Origin of the sequence: Mesorhizobium sp. CA15, assembly GCF_020165215.1 — a bacterium.
Classification (GTDB): Bacteria; Pseudomonadota; Alphaproteobacteria; order Rhizobiales; family Rhizobiaceae; genus Mesorhizobium.
In genome coordinates this window covers 468,825-490,944 of record NZ_JAIUHQ010000001.1, presented here as the reverse complement: position 1 = coordinate 490,944, position 22,120 = coordinate 468,825, and the positions used below count along the sequence as shown (strand labels likewise).

Genomic DNA, 22,120 nt, shown 5'->3' with positions numbered 1-22,120 from the left:
GTCATTGATCCTCCAAACAGGAATAGCTTTCAGAACAAAAGCAGGTGAATTTGCCGATTTGATCCGTTCGACGTCAACCGTATGATGAGGTTTCCCTCAACTTATCGGAGTTGACGGGGAGGGGGTGTTTCGATGCCACAGTGGACTTTCGTTGCCCTGGGCTATGAGAGATGGGGTGGAGAGAAGGAAGTCTTTGTCGCAAGCGCTGATACGGTATCCGTCAATTCGATCAAGATCGTCCGCGCGCCAGACAAGGAGCGCCAGAATTTCTTCCAAGATAAGCTGGTTGCGATCGCATGGCATCTGGGGACTTATGAGGTGCCGGTCTTTGTCGATTTCAACGGCGAAGAGCGGCGGATGGACTGGGATTGCGTCGGGCATGCGCTTGCCTCTTCATTTTTGGGTCCTCTCCAGGACGGCCCCGAGGGTTACCTGACCCACGTAGCGATCAGTTCGCTGATGCCATCGGCCGGGAAGATAGACGCGAGGCCATCGATTTCGTTCAAGGATCATGTCGCCTATACAGATGCGCGACTACAACCAATTCTGCGCCAACTGCGGCAGCATATCCTTGAGATAGATGGCTGCCTCCATGAAGGCGAGGCCGTGACACCGGCGCAGCGGATTGCGTACACAGTTCCCGGAACCAGGCGAGGCTTCCTGGAGATCAAGGTTCAGCGGAACGCGATTCTGGTTCGATTGATCGACACGGGACTAGCCGATCCACGAGGCGCAATTCACAGAATTCCCGACAGCCACGGTTGGGTGGTGAAGGATGAGTTCAGAATCCTCGGCAAGGAGGATGCTGAATATGTCAAGCCGTTCATTCGAGCGGCTTGGCGTTTGGCTAAGGCAGAGAGCTAGGCCGCTAGCTCAATGCGAGGGTCGTTTAGTGGATGGTGGTGAGATTGATGCCAGAATGGACGTTTATCTCTTTGGACTACGAGCTGCTCTATAGCGATCCGGATAGGGCCGGCACAGAGGTTTTCGTGAAAAGTGCCAGCACTTTCAGGGCAAATTCGTTTGGGAAAATCAGCCGCGCGTCCGATCAGCGTCGTCAAAGATTCTTCGAGGAAAAACTGCAAACCATCGCGTGGCATTTGGGATCAGATACTATTCCGGTATTCATCGATTTCAACGGAGACAGAAGGCGGATGGATAAAGGTTGCATTGGTCATGCACTCGCGCCACCCGCTTTCCTCGCCCCACCGACAGATGGACCCAACGGTTTTGTCACTCACGTCACCATCGCGCAGCGGCAACAGGAGAGGGTGACCGGACAACAGGATCAGAAGGAACTCAAGTCGCGCGTCTTGGAAGCCTTAAAGGCCCGGGGAACGGTTACGGTGGAAACATTGATGTCTTTGCTCGATGCTGACGAAAAGCCAGTGCGTTCGGCTATAGATCGGCTGCGGAGCGAAGGTCAGCCCATCTGGAATGATGAGGCGAGGGGCTTTTGGTGGCGTGACGACATGGCGCCGAAAGAGATCCCGTATTCACGTTGGAAAAGGGCTTACGTCCCTGAATGATGAGGCTCGCCTAGTCGCCTGGGGAGGTCAACGTGCCGGAATGGACTTTCGTGTCCTTGGAGTATGAACCGTGGACGAAGGGGGAAGAGGTGTTTGTTCGGAGCGCCGACACCTTTGCGGCGAATTCCTTTGAAAGGACGACACCGGCACCGGATCAAGCGCGCCAGCAATTCTTCGAGAATATGCTTATTAACATCTCATGGCACCTCGGCTCCGAGGCTATTCCAGTTTTCATCGATTTCAATGGAGATCGCAGACGGATGGACCCCCGGTGTATTAATCATGCGCTCGCTGAACCGCGCTTTCTTTTGACTCCCCAGAACGGCCCTGATGGATATGTAACCCACGTATCGATCGCGCCAAAGGTCGCGTTTCAGGCCGCTGGCCAAGAGCCGGATGACATGACCACGCTGTGGAAGCGGATCTATGAGACCGCGAGCAAAGAGCACCCAGAATTGGCTATGAAATCGCCGGGGTCCAAAGGGGCCGGATCGAACTGGGTTATTTTCAAAGCCGATCTGCCGCCGAAAATTACGATCGATTGGAAGATTACCAAGGCAACGGTCGACTTGTCGTTTTGGCCGGGAGCTTCTGCGATGCCAAGTGCCGACATGGATCTTAATGCACTTGCGCAAGCCACGTCGACAAAACCATCCGTGCTAACGTTGGGCGCCACCAAAGTGATCACGGTGCCGGTTTCCGCCCCAGGTCCCACCCTTGCGCAACTAGGCGAACAAAAAATAAAGGAGGCTCTGCAAATCGCCTCTGCGTTGTACAAATTCTATCGTAAAAACAGTGAGATACTTAAAATCGATGGAGGGGAGGGTGGCGGCTAGTCGCCCTGCGGCGATGCCGAACATCTCGCGGACAAGCGGTACCTCAGGCCGTTTCTTCAGACGGTTCTACCTCTTGTTCTTCTTCTGCGCCGTCATAAAGCTCCGAGTGGAAATCCGGCAGCTCCACCGTCTCGACGTCGCGAAGCTTGCGCTCCAACGCTCTGGTGCGGCGGCCGGCATCCTCGACCGTTCTCTTGGCGGTATCGAGCTGTTTGCCGAGCTTGTTCCAGACTTCTCCGTATTTGCGGAATTCAGCCTTGGCGGCGCCAAGCACCTGCCAGACTTCGCTAGATCGCTTCTCGATCGCCAGTGTGCGAAAGCCCATCTGTAGGCTCGTCAGTAGCGCGGCGAGCGTGGTGGGGCCGGTCAGAACCACACGGTATTTGCTCTGGATGTCTGCGCCGAGGCCGGGGCGCCGAATGGCCTCCGCGAAAAGCCCTTCCGTTGGAAGATACATGATCGCGAAATCCGTTGAATGGGGCGGGTGCAGATACTTATCTGAAATCGTTTTGGCCTGGAGTCGAATGGCGCGCTCGAGACCTAGGCCGGCAGCCTCTATTTCGACCGGTGTTCCCACGTCCTGGGCCGCCAGTAGCCGCTCATAGTCTTCTTGCGGGAACTTTGCATCGATCGGCAGATAGACCGGAGCATCATCGTTCTTGCCCGGGAGCCGGATTGCAAACTCGACAACTTCGTTGGAGTCGGGGTTGATGCGGACATTCTTTGCGTACTGGTCGACGGTGAGCAGATCCTGCAGGATCATTTCCAGCTGCATCTCGCCCCATCCCCCACGAGATTTCACGTTGGTGAGTACCCGCTTCAGGTCGCCCACGCCCGTTGCCAGGGTTTGCATCTCGCCCAGGCCTTTGTGGACGAGCTCCAGCCGGTCGCTCACGATCTTGAACGATTCGCCGAGTCGGGTCTCAAGCGTGCCTTGCAGTTTTTCGTCAACCGTCAGCCGCATCTGCTCGAGCTTCGCTTCGTTCTCCTTTCGCAAATGTTCCAGATTTGAGTTTAGCGCCTCGCGGATGGACTCCTGCTTTTTCTCGTTTGAGTCTGTCAGCGACTTGATCTGCGTGGCCACGGCCTCCAGGCCGTCCTTTTGATCTCTCCGAGCTTCGACGTGCGCTTTTTCGAGGCGCTCGGCCAACTCCTTCATGGCTTGGTTTGTCTCGCCAAGCCGCCTTGCCTGAATGTCTGAAAACGCATCGGTGCTCTGCTTTAGGCCGGTCTCCAACGCCGTCCGGCCGTCGCTCGCTTCCTTTCTCAGTGCCCCGAGCTGTTCATTTTGCTGGGTCCCCAGAGTTGCCAGGCGGCTTTCAACCAACTGAAGAAACCGGGCTAGTATCTGGTGCAATTCCTCTCGGCCATTGCGACTGTCCTCACGGGACGCAGATTGCAGCTTCTCAATTCCTTGCTCGAATTGGCTCGGCTCCAAGGCGAAGCCTTTGAGGTGATTGATCCTTATGCCGAGATAGAAGAGGGCAATCAGGGAAAGGACGCAGGCCAAGGCGGATGCTATGGCTGCGAGCAAAGGAACATCTATATTGTACACGGTAACACCCCCCAACAGTTACAACCTGCCGTCCGGAATTTTAAATGCTAGAACTTGAGTCGCCCAAGCCTTTTTGCTGCGGTGATCATTTCCCCGCCGTCGCTCATCACGAGATACGTGTCGAGTCGATCTGAGAGCTTGGCGTACTGGCACCCCAGTTCGGTCCTGGCGCGCGCCTTCGCCTGGTGGTCCATGAAATAGACATCTGCGCCACGACGACGGCGGCGGCATCCGTAGGCGAGAATGGCGTCGATGACGTCGGCCCGGACGCCTCTTTGTTGGCAACGCGTTTGGGCATGGCGGGTGAACATCGGTTATTCCTCCTTCCTTCGATGTCTAGAAGGTAAGGGGCTGGGGTGCCATTTCCTGTCATGCCGTATGCCAGGCCGTTTTTGTCTGAAGCTCGCTTTGAGCGCGGCCATATTGCCTCAACGCGCACAACGTATTCACAAGCCGCATTTCGTGAATGTTGCTGCAGGGGATATCGAGGAGCTTCGGACTCGCAAAAACCAGCGCCAACACTTGCGCGCGCGAGACTGCGACGTTGATCCGGTTCAAGCTGAACAGGAAATCAACCCCGCGCGGGATTTCCTCGTACGATGAACTCGTCATCGAGATCAGGCAGACGGGCGCCTCCTGGCCCTGGAATTTGTCCACGGTTCCGACACGAGCCCCTGCGGGAAGGACCCTTTTAAGGGCGTTAACCTGCGCGTTGTAGGGCGCCACGACCAGGAGGTCATCGAGTGTTATTCGCCGTTGCCGTCCGTCGCGGTCGCGAAATACGTTTCCCACCAGACGCGACATCTCGTGGTTGATCGCTTCTATTTCTTCTGGAGAGGTTTGCCTGTTGCCAGTGTGCACGATTTCGCAAAGGCGAACGCCCGAAGCGGGTTCTTCGACGACAATCGCCTGCCTGGCTGCATGCTCGTTTGATCTCAGTCTGCCATCATAAACCGTGTCGGAAATGAACCGGCAGAGGTCGGGATGCAACCTACGCGTGACAGGCAGGAAAATGCCAACGTCAGGGGGAACCGTGTTGTGGCCGGCAAGCCGATATTCGAGCGCTGAGAGACCGCTCTCGTCTGGATGTGCGCCTTGCACGGGTTGCGGCAGCTGCATCGGGTCACCCACAAGGACGATGTTCTTCGCGCATGTGCCCATGGCGATGAGGTTCGCAAGCGAAACCTGGCCAGCTTCATCGACAAACAGATAGTCGAAGGTCTGTTCGAAGTCGGGCCTGGCGAGAAGCCAGGCTGTTCCGCCCACCACGGATGCCGAGAAGAGCTGCCGGTCATTGTTGCTCGTCGCAACATAGATGGATCGGTTGTAGCCTTCATCGCCGGCGTGGCCATTCTTCTTCGCGATGCTGACCGGCCTCTTGAGTTCGGCTGCCCCGTCCGCGACCGCAAAAAGAAGATTGTCGATTGCTTTGTGGCTGTTCGAAGCGACTGCGATGCGCTTGCCGCGCCCGACCAGGTCCAGGATGGCGCGCGAGCTGACGTAGGTCTTGCCCGTCCCTGGCGGCCCCTGGATCACTAGGGTGGTCCCATCCATGTCAACAATGGCGGCGACAGCTTCCTGAACAAGGTCCCGGTCCGGATTGACTATGCTTGCTGTCCTGTTGCCGGCGCGGAAGCGAGGCTTTGATCGGTGCAGCAGGTCAAGGATGGCTGGGTATTGCCGATCATAACGAATGATGGAGTCCACCACCCGATCCACGGCCCCCTCTATGGCATCGGTTCTTAGCGGACCCGGAGGAACAAGTGAGATTGCTGCTGGGGCGCCATCGAACCATTTCTTGGGAAAACGAACCTCGGCCGTGTTCTGGGCGAGGTCGATCTCAGCAGAAGCCGGAGCGGGGGCTCCGTTCAACTCGATGTGGCAGTCTCCCGACTGAAGCTTGCTTTCCTGTTCCGGGAAACGATAGGTGCGTACCCAGTGATTGCCGTTGCTTTTGGCCGACGACGTGGCCTCTAGCGCGCCAAGGCAATCCAGATCATCAACGAGCCTTTCTGGCTCCCGACCCATCTTGTCGAAAACCGACCACCAGGCCGGTTTCCGTTCGCGCCGGTGAAAATAACTTAGGTCAAAGAGCAGATCGGCAAAAGAGTCGCCGAATTGCTGCCGTACAGGAGTCAATCTATCGCGCAACTCGTCAGCAGAAGACTGTTCAACATTGACTTTTTCAAGATCGAAGACCTTCTCATCGGCAATCACCTTTTCTGCTCGCCAGGGCATATCGGCTGGACGTACGGCAGCAATGAGCCAGTCCCGCAGCTTCTGGGTCGAGATGCAGTCGATCCGGTTGTAGTCACGGATCTCGTCGAGGATGTGCTGGTCACCGCTTTCTCGCCATCCCTCGTAGGCCACGACGCTACCGCCCGCGGTCTTTACCTCTCCTGTACGCTCTTCCATGTAGAAGACCTCGAGGTTTTTCAGTGAGTATCGCGGCTCCGAGACGATGATGCCCCCGGAAACCACTCGATAAAGGTCGACGAAACGGCATTCTCGCAGCATCTGGTCAAGCAGTGATTCACCGATCCCATGAATGCCGGTGAGCCGTCGCAGTGCGGCGACTTCATAGTCTGCATAATGGTAGATGTGCGCGCTGGGGTATCGACGTAGCCGTACCTCGAAGAACGCCATCAGCTGGCGCAGGGCTTCCTTTTCTTCCGCCCGGTCGTGGCCCCAGAAATCCTTGAAGACACCAGTCCCGTCGTCCTCGAACCAGAGGCCGTGGAGATATTCCAGGCCGCCTTCGTAGAATGGGTCGCCCTCGATGTCATAGAAGAGGTCACCCCGATCCGGCCGGGGGAGTAGGGCCAGTCCGCGCTGTGAATCGAAGACCTTCAGCTCGAAAGCGGGTGGACCGCCCGCACGCCGATCCGTTTGAAGGCGGGCCTGTATCTTCAGCCTGGCAAGAGTGTCGTCGGCGAGCTTGGGAACGCGCTTGTCGAACTGCCCGAGAGCGGTCATCGTGGTCACGCCCGCGGCCGTCAGCTTGTCTCGTTGGGTTCTGGATATACCAGCTACGAGCGCCAGGCTGTCGGTCTCCCCCCAATGCGCTTTGCAGTGCTCGCGCCAGCGGCAGAGATTACACATCCTCACCGGGTCAGGTGAGGTGTCCGGCGCGTCGGCGACAAACCCTTCGAGCCGCTCGCGCGCATGCCTTGCATAGGCCGCGTATTCGTTCAGGTGAAATGAAAAGCGTTCGCCGTTGCCAAGCTCAAGATGCGCCTGCTCCGGTTCAGTGCCCTGCAGCCGCGCCAGAAGGTCAGAATACAGGACGAGCTGGAGTATGTGCTTGGGATCGGGTTTGCGCTTCAGCTTGGTGTCGATGACCTCGTAGGAAAACGGGCCCAGCAATGAAGGCCGCTCCACCCTAATGAGGAAATCCGACCAGCCTCCCCAGGGCGCGTCAAAGAAAGCTCCCTGAAAAATGACGCCGGCGCCATCGAAGAGCTTTTCGCGCGTGAGTTCTGCCGCGACCGGTAAAGCGATATCACGGTTGAATTCGAGAACCTGCTGGCCGTCATTGCGCAATTTGGCGAGATAGCTCGCCTCGTGCTGATCACCATACTTCTGGAGAAGCTGCGCGTCCTCGGAATCCTCCGCCGGCACCAGAGGCTCTCCCCTGGCGTAGCGAAGGTCCATCGCGGTGGCGTGCTGACATCCCATGAACCGCATCAGATCGGATGCGGAAAGCAGGATCTTCCCACCTTCAAGTTTCATACCCACACCCCCAAGCCACGGATAATAAAACCGTAAGCAATGGTCATGACAATAGCTGACACCGGGGGTGGCCAAGGCATGTCATTCGAAAAGGCACAGGAGCTTATCGGGCTCGCAACCTTTGTGGCTGCGCGCCGGACGGGCGTGACGCTTGGCGACGTGATCGATCAGCTTCAGGTTTCCAAGCGAACCGCGCAACGCATTCTTCACACCCTCGAAATCCAGTTTCCCGATACGGAGGTCTTCTTCGACGATGAGGGAAGGAAGCGGTGGCGCTTGGAGAGCGGTGCGCTGCGCGATCTCATCACCCTGACTCCTGACGAATTGGCGGCGCTGGACCTTTCGATCGAGATTCTGGAACGGAGTGCTCAGGGTGCAGAAGCTGAACAGCTCAAATCTTTGCGCGAGAAAATTGTTGCGCTTGTCCCGCGCAAGCGTTTGGCACGTCTGGAAACCGATCACGACGCATTGCTCGAGGCGCTCGGTCTTGCAGCGCGCCCGGGTCCGGTTTCACGCATCGCGCCGCCGATCGCCGCGACGATTGCGACCGCTCTGAAAGCCTCGGAACGGCTGCGGATTGTCTATCAATCCCGGCAGTCGACCGAGCCAACGGAACGCATCGTGGAGCCCTATGGCGTGCTGATTGGCATCAGGCGCTATCTGATCGCCAAGCCGAAATCCGACCCAGCAGGACCGTTTCGTCACTATCTCGCCGAGAAGATCGAGGCTGCTCAACTGACCGGCGAAATTTTCGAGCGGGATCCCAGTTTCGATATTCATCGACATGCTGATAAGGCCTTCGGGGCTTTTCAGAATGATAGCGAATTCGCCGAAGTCGTGTGGCGATTTGCGCCGGAAGCGGCCTCCCATGCCCGGAGCTTCCTGTTTCATCCAGGCCAAATGTTAGAAGAATTGCCCGACGGGTCACTAATGGTTCGCTTCCATGCCGCCGGTCTTCTCGAGATGTGTTGGCATCTGTACATGTGGGGCGACAAGGTCGAGGTGATTGCTCCGTTGGCCCTACGTGAGATGGTGCGGAACCATCGGCGGCCGGATTTCCCTTCGCTTCCTTAGGAAGCAGACCGACCGTCACTGTCCAGTGACAGGTTTTGTCACTTGGATGTCGGACAATATCGCCAGCCGGATGCCTGGCTATCAAGGAGCGTTGAACTGATGGTGTATGAGAGCTGCTAACCCGCACGGCCATCGCCTCAGGGTGAAATTCCAGTTTCACACTGAGAATGTCCTGGCGATATCCCCGAGTGAATTGTTGAGATGGTAAAAAGAGACCTCTGGCGGGGTGCGAAGGGCATGTTCCGTATCGTTCGTCTGGGTGGACGGGCAATGAGTGGGGTAGTGCTGACCGCAACACTTGTTGCCTTCTTCTCGTCAAACCAATTCGCCGCGCTGGAGCTGGCATTTAATTTTTGGGATCCGTTCTCGATCTCACAATATCGGCTGAGTCGCCTTTCCGCTGACGACTACGTCGAGCAAGCGCTCGAAGAGGGCGATGTTTCTGAAGCCCAAAGCTTGGTGGAGCTAGCCCATGACAACGGACGCGAATTGCCGGCGGATCTGGTTGAGCGGACACGCGAAAGCTCCCTTGGATACGGGCTACGAAATATCAAAGATTTCCTAGATGGCGTGACTACCGGGCAAGTGACGACTCCGGCGTCCATCGGAGGCGTGCTGGCGGCCGATTACGTCGGTGTCGGCGATGTCCGCGATGCAGTCGTTCAAGGCAACCTTCTGATCCGGGGAGAGGGCTATGACAAGCTCACCCTCGGCCTTTCCCTGCTTGGTCTGGCGACGAATGCTCCGGGTACCGGAGCGATAGACATCGGGCTTTCGCTGCTGAAGAGTGCCAACAAAGCTGGAAGGCTGTCCGAAGCTTTGATCCGACGCCTCGGTATTATGTCGACTCGGCTGGTCGATCTGGAAGGCTTGAAACGAGGACTTTCCCGTATATCCCTGCCCACATTCAATGCCCCTTCAGCAGCCGCCGTTCGCGCGACGCTCAGCGAAATCGACTGGCAGCGCGTCGCAAAGGGCGACTTCTCGGGATTCAGAAGACTCATCTCAGAAATGATGCCAGTCGACATGACGGCCGCAAAGGACGCCTTTAGGGGCGCCGTTCGCGAAGAGGTGATTGCTGAGGTCGGTTTGCTTGCGAGCTCCGCAACCGAAATATGCTCGACCGGCGGAATCAAGGCGACATTTCGTGCGCTGGAAAATGCCGATGATGCCAAGGAGCTCTACCGGTTCCGATCACTGGCAAGGGATATGGGTGAAAAAACCTCTGCGGTCGTGAGAGTGTTGGGTAAACGCGCGATCAAGCTCGGGGAACTGGTTTATTTGGTCGTATCGATTCTGATTGCGGCGATTAGTTGGGTCGCCGGCGCTCTGTGGTTCGTGTTTTCTTTGATGCGAACCTCATTCAGCTTAGTTATCCGTAAGAGGGCGGGCACATGAGTGTGAACGGGCGTTCACGACTGGCGTTGGTAGCGGCGGGGGTTGGTGGGACAGCTGTCGCGGGTTTCGGATTCGCGTTCGGCAGGGACATCTACAAGAAAACAAGGAAGAACGCCGAGTTGATCGCGGTCCTTGCTGCCGCGGTTTTTTGCCCGTTCATCGGCGGACGGGGGCTCGTCCGAGGACATGATCGAGGGATATTCGGGACTATCTTCGTGACCCTTCTTGGAAGTCTCCTTTTGATCGTGGCGGGCTTTTGTGCTGCCGCGCTCTTGATGTTCATGGTCCTCCTTTTCGTCAATCATGGTAATGCTGATAGTCCCCTCCCTCTTGCGCTATTCGGCGGATTCATGGTGACCGCGACCATCGCTGGGATCGGTGTCGTCGTTGGGGTTTGCCAGCGACCCAGACGGCTGAAGGCGATCGCCGTTGCCAAATTCAATGAACGGTTCCTGAAGGAAAACGGCTTTCGAGAAACCGATGGGGACGACATCACTCACTATGACGCCTATGACCAATCATTGCGCTTTCTGGAGGCCCACCCGGACCGTCTCGTTTTCATGGCTGTTGGGCGGCGCGGAAAGCGGGCCTTCATCGATTTAGACCAGGACGGCCGAATGGTGAGCTATTCGGGCGTTAAATAGCCAACATGAGGCCGAGGAGCGTGGTTCCAAGCCGAGGGGCTAGATTTGGGCTGGGGGCCTGAGCCAGAATGAAGCTCTGTATCCATCGCGGCAGTAAGGAAATCGGAGGAAGCTGCGTCGAACTGGAGCAGGACGGTCACAGGATCTTGCTGGACTTGGGACTCCCACTCGACCTCGAATTCGAAAGCGCAGCCCTGCCAGCTATCAATGGCCTGCAAGAACCTGATGACGGGCTGCTGGGGATTGTTCTTAGTCATGGCCACCGAGATCACTGGGGCCTTCTTCCGAAACTATCACAGCCGATCGACGTCTATGTCGGCGGCAAGACCTTGTCGATCATGCGAGCTGCACAGCCGTTCGTTCCTGGCGGTTATGCTCCAGAACGCGCCGCAGTGTATAGCGATCGTAAGCCTTTCCGCATTGGCCATTTCAAGGTTACGCCATACCTGATGGATCATTCGGGTTTCGACGCCTACAGTCTCCTGATCGAGGCTGGGGGCAAACGGCTGCTCTATTCCGGTGACATAAGAGGACACGGCCGAAAGGCCGCCCTATTCGAGCGCTTTGTGGCAAATCCACCAAATTCCGTCGACGTGATGCTGATGGAGGGATCGAGCCTTGGTCGGCTCGCTGAAAGCGACCGGTTTGAGACAGAAGGCCAGATCGAGAACCGATTGCTCAATTCAATGAGCCAGACGACAGGCATGGTGTTGGTAGCATGCTCGGTCCAGAACATCGATCGCGTTGTCAGTGTGTACCGGGCGGCCAAGCGCTCCGGTCGCCAACTGATTGTTGACGCCTATGGGGCAGAAGTCCTGAGAGCGACGGATACTGCTTCCATCCCCAAGCCCGCCGAAGGCTGGGACGATGTGAAAGTGTATATTCCAAAGTACCAGCGACGGCTTTTGGTGCAGAACGAAATCGCCCATGTCGTCGACGGTTATAAAGGACGGCGAATATTCCCCGAGAAGCTGCCGACGGAAGCCAGCAGGTCGGTGATGATCGTCAGACCCTGGATGCTGGGCGATCTAAGTGACTTTGGGGCGCTGAACGGGGCGCGGGCAATCTGGTCTCAATGGGATGGGTATCTCGCCCAGGAATCGGGCATCAGGTTTACGCAGAAGTGCCGCGATTTGGGCGTTCCGATGGAGACGATCCATACCTCAGGCCACGCCGATACCCAGGATCTCCAGCGATACGCCAAGGCGGTCAACCCGGGCAGGCTCATACCGATCCACACCTTCTTTCCGGATCGGTTCGACAGCTTGTTCGACAATGTCACACCAACAGAAGATGGCCAGTGGGAGCAGATTTGAATGAGGGCGGTTTCGGAAGATTTTCTTCACGATTTGAAGGACGGGATTCTTCGACATCTAACAGAGCGTGTGCGCGTGGACGACACCCTCATGCTTGCTCTGAGAGGAACGTCGATTAATATTTACTACAGAGGCGGCAATATTATGAGAATTGCGAAGAACCACAGTGGCTACCGAGCGACGTTTGACGAGAATTACGCCGGAAAGAATGCCTTCCCTGAGCACTTGGCGTTGCTCGAACAATTGCCTAAGTCGATTGGAGCGGAGGCAGACTGCCAGCTTTGGCTGAAGTCTTTTCCACATCTCAAGGAGATCATGAACGGCCACCGTGCCAAATATCCCAAGTTGGAACGCGAATTCCAGCAGCTTGTTGCATGGGAAAATAACCGTTCGCGAAATGCGAATGGAACCGAATACTTCATAACGGACATCGAATACGATGGCGGCGCTGGTTCCGGGCGGTTTGATATGGTTGGCCTTAGATGGTTGGCCAAGGACAAAAAGACAGGAAGAAAATGTGGTCCAGTCTTCATAGAGATGAAGTACGGAGATACCGCTCTGGACGGAAAATCAGGATTGAAGAAACATCTTAACGACTTAAGCAAAGCTCTCCACGACGAGGAAAAACGCAAGAACCTGAATAATATGATTGAGAACCAATTTCGTCAGTTGGATCAACTCGGCTTGTTGAGATTCAATCGTGCCAGGACATTTGACGGAGTTACGGTATCAGGCAAACCGGAGGTCGTAATTATTCTTGGGAACACAAACCCAAACAGCGTCATCCTTCGCAGGTTGATCGGTTCCATTGAAGAGCCGGTCGATTTCGAGCTGCGGTTTTTCGTTGCAAGGTTCGCTGGCTACGCTCTGCACAGCAAATGCGTCGTGGGTCTGCGAGAGTTCCAGGCGCTCTTGGACAGTGGTGAACTCCAGTGACCAGCACTCATACGCCACCATAGATGTAGCTTCGGCAAGATTTTTTCGCGGAGCAAAGGCTGAATTAGGCGCTCAAGAAAGGTTCTGGCTTGGCAAGACCAAGGAGAACCTATGGCCCACGTTGAACACAGAGAAATCCCGCGATCGACCATTATCAAGCTCGCGGGTCTATTGCCCCTGGTAGGGGTTGACTACGCCAGTCGCGACTATGACGCAGACCTTTTTAGAGCCATCGACCCTCGCCCCGTTCGGCGGGGCGCCGTCATGAACAATGATGTGACGTTGAGCGCTTTGCCTCCGGATGCACTTGATGCGGAACTCAAGTTGCGAGAACTGCTGCCCGCTGTCCATGAAGACTGGGTCAGCGAAACGCATATATTCGAAGTCGACTATGTTGAGGACGACGGCATCCATGTTGTCGAAATGGGACGTCACGGCTACTTCCGCCCCGACGGTGAATTCATAGAAAGCCCCCGCCTCGAATTGATCCCTCACTTCACCGCGAAAGTGGACGACGCCTTGAAATTCAAGGATCGAGTCTTCGGCTCTTACCTCCGCCTTACGATCAACGAGGAGGACAACGTCAATTGGGGAACGGATTATCGCGTTTGTCTCATCGATAGTCAGCGTAAGGTCGTCCATGCACACAGCGCGTATGATCCTCCGCACGCTATCGTTGGAGCTGTGCTAGGAGCCATGCTAGCCGGATGGACGCACAAACTGCTGCCCTTTGAAATCAAGGAGGATGGGGACGACAATGTTTGAGCCGTGGGTGGGGGAACGATTTGGTGCTGCCGACAACATCGTGGGCGGAAGACGGGTGCTCTGTGTCGGTGAATCGCACTATGCAGGCGAACATCCGGTAGGCAGCAAAGTTCCTGAGATGACTGCTGATGCGATGAGGCTCTACCGATCGAGGCCGCCCGGTGAGCGCTGGGTCCGGACCTTTGACAACGTCGCATGGGCCGTATCTGGCAAGAGTCGTGAAGAACTCGAGTGCGATGGCAAGCGGGGCGAATTTGAAGTCTGGAGCTCACTAGCCCTGTATAACTACATCCCAAAATTGCTCGCCAAAACGCCTCGATCCAACAGGCCTACCCCCGAGCAGTTTCAGGACGGCAAGGCCGCCTTCGAGGATGTGCTTCAAGCGACGAACCCCCAAGTGCTGTTGGTCTGGGGTTACGAGCTTTTTCCATGGATAATCAGGAACCACTATCCTGAATACGATGGACACCCATGGTCGTTCGCCGGCGAGTGGATCGATCTGCCCCGAAATCCATCTATGCGCGCAGTGCGGATGCAGCACCCATCGACCGGATACTCGCCGAAGGCGTGGCACGACGTTATCCAACGCGCGCTTTGTCTGTAGCCTTCGTCAGACAAGGGGTCGGCAGCAAGGGACTTTTCAGTGTGAAATACCCATTTCACACTATTAGTCGCTCCCTAGGATTTGCAGGCCACGCCACTGGCTCGAACTAGGTGGAACCTCCCGAGGTGAAACAGCAGCTTTGCGCCTCGTTTTGGTCGCTCTCGATCGCCAAGCAGAGTGCCGGAAGCGCTCATTTTCCCAGGCCAAGGCGGCCAACGCTGTCTGGGACGATACTCTCGCGAACATGCTGAGTGTTCCCCCGACCTGCACCACTACGCGGCGGTTCAAAAATCGCCAATCTCATTCATTTTTATTTGACCGGTCTCTAATTCTCGTTGCTATCAGTCGTCTAAGATCTAGCGACCGCTCAAATGTTCAATCTTGTGTTTGCGGAGTGTCGCCGTTTAAGCATGAACATGGTCAACACCTCCGCAAGCGGAAAGGATTCACTCGCGATGGACCAGACAAACCTATCAAACCGCCATGCAGTTTGACGATAGAGGGCCGGACGTTCCCATTTCCCTGCTGCGCGCGCAGCGAGCAGGAAACTTGCTATTCATCGTCGGCGCCGGGGTTTCCAAGGCTGCCGGGCTTCCACTTTTTGGCGAGCTCGCTGATCTCGTCTATGCTCGCCTTGGGCAAGCGATACCCGGCGCTCCGGGCAGTCTTGCTAGTCGGGCGGAGTTGGAGGCACGCCGGGACGGGCAGTACGATCGGCTGATCGGGCTTCTAGAACAACGTTTGGTGTATCGCGGCGCCGATTGGCGACAGCCGCACAACAGGGTTCGAGAAGCCGTCGCAAGCTTACTTCAGCCGGGTCCGAGAGCTCGCGTCGCCGCGCATACCGACTTGCTCGATCTCTCCCGCGCAACCGATGGTCGACCGCGGATCATTACTACAAATTTCGACACGCTCTTCGAACGAGCATGGTGGCGACGCACCGGCCAGCATCTATCCAGCAGTGCCGGACAGGGTATGCCGGCAGTTGGCTCACACGACTTCAGCGGCGTGCTTCATCTCCACGGCCGGGTCGGCGACCGTCGCTATGGTCTCGGCGAAACCGATCTCGTGTTAACCTCGGCAAACTTCGGCGAAGCTTACATGCGCAGCGGCTGGGCCTCGCGCTTCGTGTACGATCTCCTGCGACGGTACACACTCGTGCTTGTGGGCTACTCCGCGGACGACCCGCCGATGCGCTACATGCTTGAGGCGACTGAGGAAGGGCGTCTCAACTTTCCGGACCTGAAGCCAGCGTTTGCGCTCGTCGGCGACACCGCCAACGATGCGGGAACCTTGCGTGAGGCATGGCGCGGAAAGGGGGTGCAACCTCTAGTCTATCACGCGCCCAATCATGATCATGGTGGCTTGTATCGCACGCTGGACGCTTGGGCTCAGCTAGCGCGCGAGCCCCTGGAATGGCCCCAGAGGCAGCTTGCACGTATAGCCGCTGTCAGCCGGAAGGATGCGACGGCGGAGGATCGGGCGACCTTCGCCTATCTGACCAAGGAAGTTTCCAGCGTGACGGTTGCCGCGGTGCAAAGTAATGATCCCGCGTGGATTGAGGAAATCTTGCCGCCCGATGCCAATGAAAGTTGGACGTTGATTGCTTGGTTCCGAGACCGACTGCGATCGGCGGATGCAGCGCGCTACGCGGCTGCTGCTGGCGAGTCCATCAAGCCACGGATCGCCCGCGCGGTCGACATTTTGCTGCGCTCCCAACAGCATCCCTTGCCCGAACCTTATCAGCGCTTCTGGCTGCTTTACGTCCAAGCAAATCTGCGAACAGCACCCAGTCCATACGGCAGGATGCGTGACGGCACGGCGGTCACCACCAACCGCATTCAAGAGCTTGCAGGCCTAATCGAACCTCGGTTGCGGGTCGAGCGTAAGTTTCACTGGCCAGAGACGGACGAACCCGAAGCCGAGCCTACCAATGTTCACGACCTGGCCCAGTTCAGCTTTCGGGCTAGCGACCGCGATTGGCGTCGCCACCTAGACCGCTGGCCACCGGACGTGCGAGCCGAAGAACGCTTGCTCCTCGCGCTCGATCGCAGCCTGTGTGAAGCGATGGAACTCGGGAGCGACGTCGGGCTGGTTCAGGCGGATGGCGACCTGATGTCTTTCGACCTTGCACTGGTTCATGCGCCCGAGGCCGACGAAGGGCTCGTCGATCCAAATGATCGACACAAGAGTAGTTGGCGGCTTAATGAGCCTGACGCCCATAACGACCACTTCGCGCCGCTCGTTCGCATGATGACTGGGCTATGGCGACGGCTGGCTGGCCGCGACGCGCGACGCGCGAGCCGGATTGCGACAGTCTGGATCGAACGCGACCCACTGATCTTCAAGCGGCTCGCAGCTTGGACTGCGAGCGAAGGGGACAGCGCTTCGGCTGTCCTAGTTGAACGTTATCTGCTCGACACGAACCGAAGACGATACTGGCAGTCTGACAATAACCCCGAGGTTGTGCGCTTCTATTGCAAGCGTTGGAATAACCTCGCGCCGCAGACACGACATGCAATCGAGCGTGCGATTTTGGCCGGCATGCTCCCCGAAATCATCCAGCGGATCGCGAGGCGCAGACGCCGAGATCATGCGCGGGCGCTCTACACCACGCGCGAGCTCGTTCGTATCCGGACAGCGGGCGGCCGACTGTCTCGCGAAGCGAGCCGGCGGCTGAATGGCTACTATCGCGCCTTTCCCGACTTGCCCCGCCAGATGCCAATCTTCGCCCATCTTTACAATCCGAGCTGGTCAGGATCGGGCTATTCGGCCGACATTCGGGTACTCGATGAAGTCAGCGATTCCCAACTACTCGAGAGCGCTGAAGCGTTCGAGACCAACGATCGCATTGAGCAGGCCGACTTGTGGAGCGTATTCGCCCGAAACGAGCCCGTCCGTGCCTTTGCAGCGCTCCGGGATGCGCAGGTTAAAGGGCAGTTCCCGTCGCATCGCTGGCAGCCCTTCCTGAGCCTCTACGCTTCCCCCGAGGCCGAGCATGCGCCAGAGACATGCCCGCCTTTAAACAATGTCTTGCAAGTCCTCGCGCAAGTGCAAAGCGACGCGCTTGCTCCCGTCACACACCAACTTGCCCGTATCATCGAGCGCCACGCGCATTCGATTGACGATCTCCTCTTCCCACAGGTCCTTGCGCTATGGGACCAGTTGGCACCCGTCGCCGCCGCTCAAGAACAGGACGAGCGCGACTCCCCCCTATCCGAGTTGGTGTTCTCACACCCGTTAGGTATCATCGCCGACAGCCTCGTCAGCATGCTCGACGAGATGCACCTTGCACCTGGCAGCGGCATTGCCTTGGCGCTTGCAGGGCGTTTCGATATGTTGGCAAAGCTAGCGGGGCGGGCCGGACTGATCGCACGCGGTGCCCTCCTGCAGCAACTGGCGTTCCTTCGCACGATCGCACCAGCTTGGGTCGACGCCAACCTGTTACCAGGCCTACTTGAGCAGAACGACGATGCGATCGATCTGATGAGCGTGGTCGCGCGCTCCGTCGCGCCGCGATATGCCGAGTTGTTCAATCTCCTGAAGCCGGCGATTTTCCACGCGCTCGAGCATGAGCGCACTGACGAAGCGATCCAAGAGCATCTCTCAGGCGCGTTGATCGGCGCTGCCTTCGCGATCATCGAAGGACAAGGCGGCTTCGATTTGACCGGGTTGGAGTGCCGGCAGACGCTGACCCGTATGCCCAATAACGTGCTCTCTCGCATAGCGTGGGAGCTTGGCTCTCTGCTCCGCGACAAGAAGGATGCGGATGCGAAAGCGGCCTTTTGGGATGCGTCCATTGTGCCTTTCTTGCGCGATTATTGGCCGAACGACGTATCGGCCCGGACATCCGAGGTGTCGGAAAACCTTGCGCGCCTGCCCGCGCTGGCCGGTGAGGCCTTCGAACGCGCGGTTCCCACAATTCTTGACCTGGTCTGCCCGATCCAACGATACGAGCTGCGCTATGGGCTTGGGCTTGAGGATGAGGTGGATCTCCTGACACAACAGCCGCGCGCCTCGCTGCTGCTGATCAGCTCCATTCTTGATCGTTCTGCGCCGCCACCGCGCGATATCGGCGAGGTCATCGAACGGTTGCTCGCAGCCGATCCCGACATTGCATCGGAGCCTGCATTCTGGCGCCTGCGGCAGATGCGGCGTGCTGACTGAAGCGAAATTGACGGCATCGAGACAGACAGCTGTTAAGCGAACATGGTCTTTTCTCTGCATCCGAATGCGCCCTGCGTGGATCGAATTCGCCGATAGTTTGCTCGCATCTCTGCTTCGCACGGTATCAACGTGGTGAGTGCGAAAGTGTCCAATGTCCGCTTTAGGAGCCTGCTGTAGAAAGGCGGATGGGGCAGCTTACGGCCCCAAAGACGACAAGGTCGCTTTCTGCACCTTACCTGGATCGACGCCCCGCCGCCACAGTTGTCCTATCGGGGCGACGGGACTCGATCTGCTAAACCGCGATGGGCTCAGGCCGCTAACATCGTGGCAATGCTACGTCGATCTTGAACCCCCACTGTGCCAGGAACTGACGCGTGCTGGTGATCCTTATGGTCCTGTCAGTCCGGTCTACATCTAGCCAATTGAGGCCTGACAGATTCACCAGCAACGCGACAAAATCTGCTGCTGAGACCTGCCCGTGGTTGTTCATCGCGCGCGAAAGGGTGTCAGCGATCGCAGCTGTGACATCCTCGTTGCAGAGCTGCGTTGCTCCGTTCTCATCGACGACCGCACAGAAAACGAGATTGTAGATCTCATCGAACCAGCCTTCACCGTTCTCGATGAAATCCTCTTTCTTGAAACGCCGCACCAGATAGTTGAAATAATTGACGAACGCGACGGGTACCTCCTTCTGTCGATCCCTTCGCTTGATCTCGTGGGATAACCAATCGATCAAAGCGCTCTTGGTAGTGATGTCAGGACGGGTCCGAACGACACTCGGCATGGTAGTCTCCATAGGTTGTGAGGGTGGGGAGGGCACGCAGGTTTTAACCTGGTCCTCGTGCAACCAACGCGGTGACAGCTAAAGGATGGAGGAAGCGATCGTTGTCTTCCGCCGGTCGTGTCGGTTGGTCATCAGTCCTTTACGGCAGGATTCTTTCGTGTCGGGGTCGTGCACTCACCAACGCCCTTCCAATTGGGGAGGCTGTCTCCGATCGAACTGGGGCTAACAGCGTCCGATCAACGTGATGGGCGGTCATAACCACTACGACTTTGGCCCAGCCGCGGAACGAACGTACGAGCTACTTGAAGAGCCGGGCGAGGCGTGTCTCGGTTTCCCGATCTTCCTTCTCCAATTTGCGTCTGGCGGCCTTTTCAGCCCATTCCAGAAGCGCCGTACCCTTACCGCCGGCGAAGACTAGGTCAGGGATCGTTCGAGTTCCCATGACCCCAACCATCCGAACGGCATTACCCGGGCGGATCTCTCGTTTCTTCTGCTCGAACCACCCCGTCGGGACCGTGATAATCTCCCCGGTCTTCCAATCGAAATGCTCTGTCTTCCTAGGGTAGACGTTGTTCTCAGAGCATGGGGCTTTGAGCGAGTACCAGACCCGCCCAAGGATTTCGTCAGCGGTGAAGGTCGCAACGTGGCCTGCCGGTACGCCTGGAAGGAGAGAGGGGCATCGGTTGGTGACTTTGTCCACGCGCTCTTTAACGGCTTCGCGTTTGGCCCCCCAGACGATGGCGTGAACGTGCCAAGAGACCATTATCTCTCGGGCGATGCCCGCCTTCGCAAGGTTCGGATAGATTGCAGCCTCTACACAGGCGATGAAGTGACATTTCCGAAGGTGACGCCTGGCCCATTTGACTATGCGCGCGACATCCATGTCTGAGGCTTGCGAGATCGGGATAGCGAACTTTGCGGGCGCCAAGGTGACGAAATGATACGCAGCCTTCTTGGCCTTTCTGTGGATCAGGCGCTTGAAGGTCCTATGCATGGATTTGGCGAAGGCGATACGGGACCTTTTGTTGATGGCGTATAACTGTTTGGCCTCCCTTTCGAGCATCGCATCGCGCAAGTCGAGGTTCAGAAGCTCTTTGCCTCGCGGGGTAAGAAGTTTCTTGGTGATGGCCTCATCGATTTTATCATGTGTTTTGATAAAAACGCGCTCGGTTAGAATCGGCTCTCGTTTCATTGCGGATGCCTTACAAAAAAATAATAGCTATATAATCATATAAACAGTAACTACGGTTTATAGATACATATAGCTATATTACCAATATTATACATGTTATGTAATTAGTGTATTACAACACCTTTATGTCGCTTTGAAGTTGTAAATTCTAATTTCGATCGCGCCGCCTTTTGCTTTTTTCGCCTTAGCAGACAACCTGAATTTTGTGCCTGGGGTCATTGCCGCGATTTTCTTCGCCATCTTCTGGTTCTTCAGCGCAAACCGGCAGTTCGGAGTCTTTGCTGATTTCGGCGCTCCCTTTTTTCCTTTTTTCAACGTCGCACCCACCTCAGCTAAGCGCTTTAAGCCGCCGTCATTGATGATGGACGCAACTTTTCGCGGGGAGGTATTGCGGGCGAAAAACGGCTCCAGAAGCCGGTAGAGGCGGCTGGCCCGTCTAGTTGCTCCTTTGCCGCCAAATCCAACAGCGATCCTGGCGGCGGCGCGCAGTGCGTCTTCTGGGTGACCTGCACGTGGTGCGAGTCGCTTCCAGTCTTGCCACTCGGGGTGCCGACAAAACTCGGCCCATGACGATTTGTCCTCGACGAGGAATCGTGCCGCCGCGTAAACGGCAACCGTCGATCCCCTGACGTGGTCATGATATGCATGCGAGAGTGCGTTGAACTCTGACCGAAACTTGATCAGCACATTCGCGACGCCGTCCTGCTTTTTCAGGCGTTTGCCAAGCTTCTGAATATCGTCCTCGTTTCGAGCATTTTTTGAGGTCCCAAAGACGGACCTTGCGAAGTTTGCTTCCGCGTTGATCGGCGCGAGACTGATTACCTTCTGACGTGATTTCACGGCAGTTTCCTTTCGTTGATGTTGGTGACTTTTTGACAAAAGTTGGAGATCGCCGAACGAGCGAATGTCGTTCGATGTGATTATTTACGATGGGTGGAATTGCTGTCGGACTGAGCTATCGCTGAAGCGAATTGCGCGTTGCAGTGCGGACGCGCGTGTGCGGCTCAGTGACCGACATACCTGATGTGAATGCTGATCAATTTGCGTCCGAAAAGTCTGATGTCGATAAACGCATTGCGGCGTTCTCGAATGCGATCACATCGCTCATGCGATATCTCACGGATGAGCTGATTTTCAGAAATGGGATTCCATTTCCGGCGACGCGTTTGTTCTGTAGCGTCCTCGTTGAAACGCCCCAACGAACTGCCAGTGCTTTCTCGTCAATCAGGCGATCGGACAACGCATTTTCAGCTGCGTCGATCTCAGCCTTTTTGGATTGAGTTTGCTGCACAACGTGTACTCCTTTGTTCGAGTGCACACGTCCTTTACGGCGGCGAAAATCGTCGAAATCACGCTCGGAAATTCGCGCGCGCATAAATGCACATGACGCGGGTCATCGCGGAATTGCGCGCACCAAGTTTGGATTTCAATTTTCGTTGTTTGCTAAATTCCGCGCGCGTCGAAGTTCGCGCGATTGATTTTCCATCCCATGAAAACGGCGGTCTTTACGGCGGCGAAAATCGTCGACGTCACGCGCAGAAATTCGCGCGCGCATAAATGCACACGATGTGAGTCATCGCGGAATCGC

The 22,120-nt window shown here is 56.7% G+C and carries 19 protein-coding genes; 12 read left to right on the top strand and 7 right to left on the bottom strand.

Annotated elements, in window-relative coordinates; genetic code table 11:
* Positions 1-132: 132 nt before the first annotated feature.
* The 3 genes from LB515_RS02435 to LB515_RS02425 are packed head-to-tail and all read left to right on the top strand — an operon-like array spanning position 133 to position 2,365.
* Positions 133-864: a hypothetical protein gene (locus LB515_RS02435; RefSeq protein WP_224706635.1), complete on the top strand. Its 732-nt coding sequence runs from the start codon at positions 133-135 to the stop codon at positions 862-864.
* 47 nt (positions 865-911) lie between these two features.
* Complete coding sequence (locus LB515_RS02430; protein WP_224706634.1) at positions 912-1,529, top strand: hypothetical protein; 618 nt, start codon at positions 912-914, stop codon at positions 1,527-1,529.
* Positions 1,530-1,561: 32 nt separating this feature from the next.
* Positions 1,562-2,365 (top strand): hypothetical protein, encoded by an 804-nt coding sequence (locus LB515_RS02425; RefSeq protein ID WP_224706633.1) that lies wholly within the window; start codon positions 1,562-1,564, stop codon positions 2,363-2,365.
* Positions 2,366-2,408: 43 nt separating this feature from the next.
* Here the strand turns inward: LB515_RS02425 and rmuC are convergent, their stop codons facing one another.
* The 3 genes from rmuC to LB515_RS02410 are packed head-to-tail and all read right to left on the bottom strand — an operon-like array spanning position 2,409 to position 7,652.
* Positions 2,409-3,920: a DNA recombination protein RmuC gene (gene rmuC / locus LB515_RS02420; RefSeq protein ID WP_224706632.1), complete on the bottom strand. Its 1,512-nt coding sequence runs from the start codon at positions 3,918-3,920 to the stop codon at positions 2,409-2,411.
* 47 nt (positions 3,921-3,967) lie between these two features.
* Positions 3,968-4,231 carry a DUF4258 domain-containing protein gene (locus LB515_RS02415; protein ID WP_224706631.1) on the bottom strand — a complete coding sequence of 88 codons (264 nt, stop codon included), beginning with the start codon at positions 4,229-4,231 and terminating at the stop codon, positions 3,968-3,970.
* 58 nt (positions 4,232-4,289) lie between these two features.
* Positions 4,290-7,652 carry a TM0106 family RecB-like putative nuclease gene (locus LB515_RS02410; RefSeq protein ID WP_224706630.1) on the bottom strand — a complete coding sequence of 1,121 codons (3,363 nt, stop codon included), beginning with the start codon at positions 7,650-7,652 and terminating at the stop codon, positions 4,290-4,292.
* A gap of 78 nt (positions 7,653-7,730) precedes the next feature.
* Here LB515_RS02410 and LB515_RS02405 point away from each other — a divergent pair, with 78 nt between their 5' ends.
* The 8 genes from LB515_RS02405 to LB515_RS02370 all read left to right on the top strand — a co-directional run bounded on the left by LB515_RS02405 (position 7,731) and on the right by LB515_RS02370 (position 18,556).
* Positions 7,731-8,726, top strand: a complete 996-nt coding sequence (locus LB515_RS02405) for a helix-turn-helix transcriptional regulator (RefSeq protein ID WP_224706629.1) — start codon at positions 7,731-7,733, stop codon at positions 8,724-8,726.
* 237 nt (positions 8,727-8,963) lie between these two features.
* Positions 8,964-10,124 (top strand): hypothetical protein, encoded by a 1,161-nt coding sequence (locus LB515_RS02400; protein ID WP_224706628.1) that lies wholly within the window; start codon positions 8,964-8,966, stop codon positions 10,122-10,124.
* Positions 10,121-10,768 (top strand): hypothetical protein, encoded by a 648-nt coding sequence (locus LB515_RS02395; protein WP_224706627.1) that lies wholly within the window; start codon positions 10,121-10,123, stop codon positions 10,766-10,768. Before LB515_RS02400 ends, LB515_RS02395 begins: the two co-directional genes overlap by 4 nt.
* A gap of 68 nt (positions 10,769-10,836) precedes the next feature.
* The gene (locus LB515_RS02390; RefSeq protein ID WP_224706626.1) at positions 10,837-12,084 is read left to right on the top strand and encodes an MBL fold metallo-hydrolase; all 1,248 of its coding nucleotides are present in this window, start codon (positions 10,837-10,839) and stop codon (positions 12,082-12,084) included.
* Complete coding sequence (locus tag LB515_RS02385; RefSeq protein WP_224706625.1) at positions 12,085-13,020, top strand: hypothetical protein; 936 nt, start codon at positions 12,085-12,087, stop codon at positions 13,018-13,020. It abuts the gene before it with no gap.
* 111 nt (positions 13,021-13,131) lie between these two features.
* Positions 13,132-13,785, top strand: coding sequence for a hypothetical protein (locus LB515_RS02380; RefSeq protein ID WP_224706624.1), 654 nt, complete (start codon positions 13,132-13,134; stop codon positions 13,783-13,785).
* On the top strand, positions 13,778-14,389 hold the full coding sequence (locus LB515_RS02375) for a hypothetical protein (RefSeq protein ID WP_224706623.1): 612 nt from the start codon (positions 13,778-13,780) through the stop codon (positions 14,387-14,389). Before LB515_RS02380 ends, LB515_RS02375 begins: the two co-directional genes overlap by 8 nt.
* A gap of 483 nt (positions 14,390-14,872) precedes the next feature.
* A complete protein-coding gene (locus LB515_RS02370; RefSeq protein ID WP_224706622.1) occupies positions 14,873-18,556 on the top strand; it encodes an SIR2 family protein in 3,684 nt (1,227 codons plus the stop codon).
* Positions 18,557-18,872: 316 nt separating this feature from the next.
* Here the strand turns inward: LB515_RS02370 and LB515_RS02365 are convergent, their stop codons facing one another.
* The 4 genes from LB515_RS02365 to LB515_RS02350 all read right to left on the bottom strand — a co-directional run bounded on the left by LB515_RS02365 (position 18,873) and on the right by LB515_RS02350 (position 21,823).
* A complete protein-coding gene (locus LB515_RS02365) occupies positions 18,873-19,340 on the bottom strand; it encodes a hypothetical protein (RefSeq protein WP_224706621.1) in 468 nt (155 codons plus the stop codon).
* Positions 19,341-19,638: 298 nt separating this feature from the next.
* Positions 19,639-20,532, bottom strand: a complete 894-nt coding sequence (locus LB515_RS02360) for a hypothetical protein (protein ID WP_224706620.1) — start codon at positions 20,530-20,532, stop codon at positions 19,639-19,641.
* 123 nt (positions 20,533-20,655) lie between these two features.
* Positions 20,656-21,372, bottom strand: a complete 717-nt coding sequence (locus LB515_RS02355) for a hypothetical protein (RefSeq protein ID WP_224706619.1) — start codon at positions 21,370-21,372, stop codon at positions 20,656-20,658.
* A 196-nt stretch (positions 21,373-21,568) separates the two neighbouring features.
* Complete coding sequence (locus tag LB515_RS02350; protein WP_224706618.1) at positions 21,569-21,823, bottom strand: hypothetical protein; 255 nt, start codon at positions 21,821-21,823, stop codon at positions 21,569-21,571.
* 92 nt (positions 21,824-21,915) lie between these two features.
* On the opposite strand from LB515_RS02350, the gene LB515_RS02345 reads away from it, so the two are divergent.
* A complete protein-coding gene (locus LB515_RS02345) occupies positions 21,916-22,089 on the top strand; it encodes a hypothetical protein (RefSeq protein ID WP_224706617.1) in 174 nt (57 codons plus the stop codon).
* The last annotated feature ends 31 nt before the right edge of the window (positions 22,090-22,120 follow it).

Excerpts from the sequence above, each read along its gene's own strand:
- LB515_RS02360 (WP_224706620.1), bottom strand. The coding sequence starts at position 20,532 with ATGAAACGAGAGCCGATTCTAACCGAGCGCGTTTTTATCAAAACACAT.
- LB515_RS02395 (WP_224706627.1), top strand. The coding sequence starts at position 10,121 with ATGAGTGTGAACGGGCGTTCACGACTGGCGTTGGTAGCGGCGGGGGTT.
- LB515_RS02400 (WP_224706628.1), top strand. The coding sequence starts at position 8,964 with ATGTTCCGTATCGTTCGTCTGGGTGGACGGGCAATGAGTGGGGTAGTG.
- LB515_RS02370 (WP_224706622.1), top strand. The coding sequence starts at position 14,873 with ATGCAGTTTGACGATAGAGGGCCGGACGTTCCCATTTCCCTGCTGCGC.
- LB515_RS02435 (WP_224706635.1), top strand. The coding sequence starts at position 133 with ATGCCACAGTGGACTTTCGTTGCCCTGGGCTATGAGAGATGGGGTGGA.
- LB515_RS02375 (WP_224706623.1), top strand. The coding sequence starts at position 13,778 with ATGTTTGAGCCGTGGGTGGGGGAACGATTTGGTGCTGCCGACAACATC.
- LB515_RS02415 (WP_224706631.1), bottom strand. The coding sequence starts at position 4,231 with ATGTTCACCCGCCATGCCCAAACGCGTTGCCAACAAAGAGGCGTCCGG.
- LB515_RS02430 (WP_224706634.1), top strand. The coding sequence starts at position 912 with ATGCCAGAATGGACGTTTATCTCTTTGGACTACGAGCTGCTCTATAGC.
- LB515_RS02345 (WP_224706617.1), top strand. The coding sequence starts at position 21,916 with ATGACGCGGGTCATCGCGGAATTGCGCGCACCAAGTTTGGATTTCAAT.
- LB515_RS02405 (WP_224706629.1), top strand. The coding sequence starts at position 7,731 with ATGTCATTCGAAAAGGCACAGGAGCTTATCGGGCTCGCAACCTTTGTG.
- LB515_RS02410 (WP_224706630.1), bottom strand. The coding sequence starts at position 7,652 with ATGAAACTTGAAGGTGGGAAGATCCTGCTTTCCGCATCCGATCTGATG.
- LB515_RS02380 (WP_224706624.1), top strand. The coding sequence starts at position 13,132 with ATGGCCCACGTTGAACACAGAGAAATCCCGCGATCGACCATTATCAAG.
- LB515_RS02385 (WP_224706625.1), top strand. The coding sequence starts at position 12,085 with ATGAGGGCGGTTTCGGAAGATTTTCTTCACGATTTGAAGGACGGGATT.
- LB515_RS02390 (WP_224706626.1), top strand. The coding sequence starts at position 10,837 with ATGAAGCTCTGTATCCATCGCGGCAGTAAGGAAATCGGAGGAAGCTGC.
- LB515_RS02365 (WP_224706621.1), bottom strand. The coding sequence starts at position 19,340 with ATGCCGAGTGTCGTTCGGACCCGTCCTGACATCACTACCAAGAGCGCT.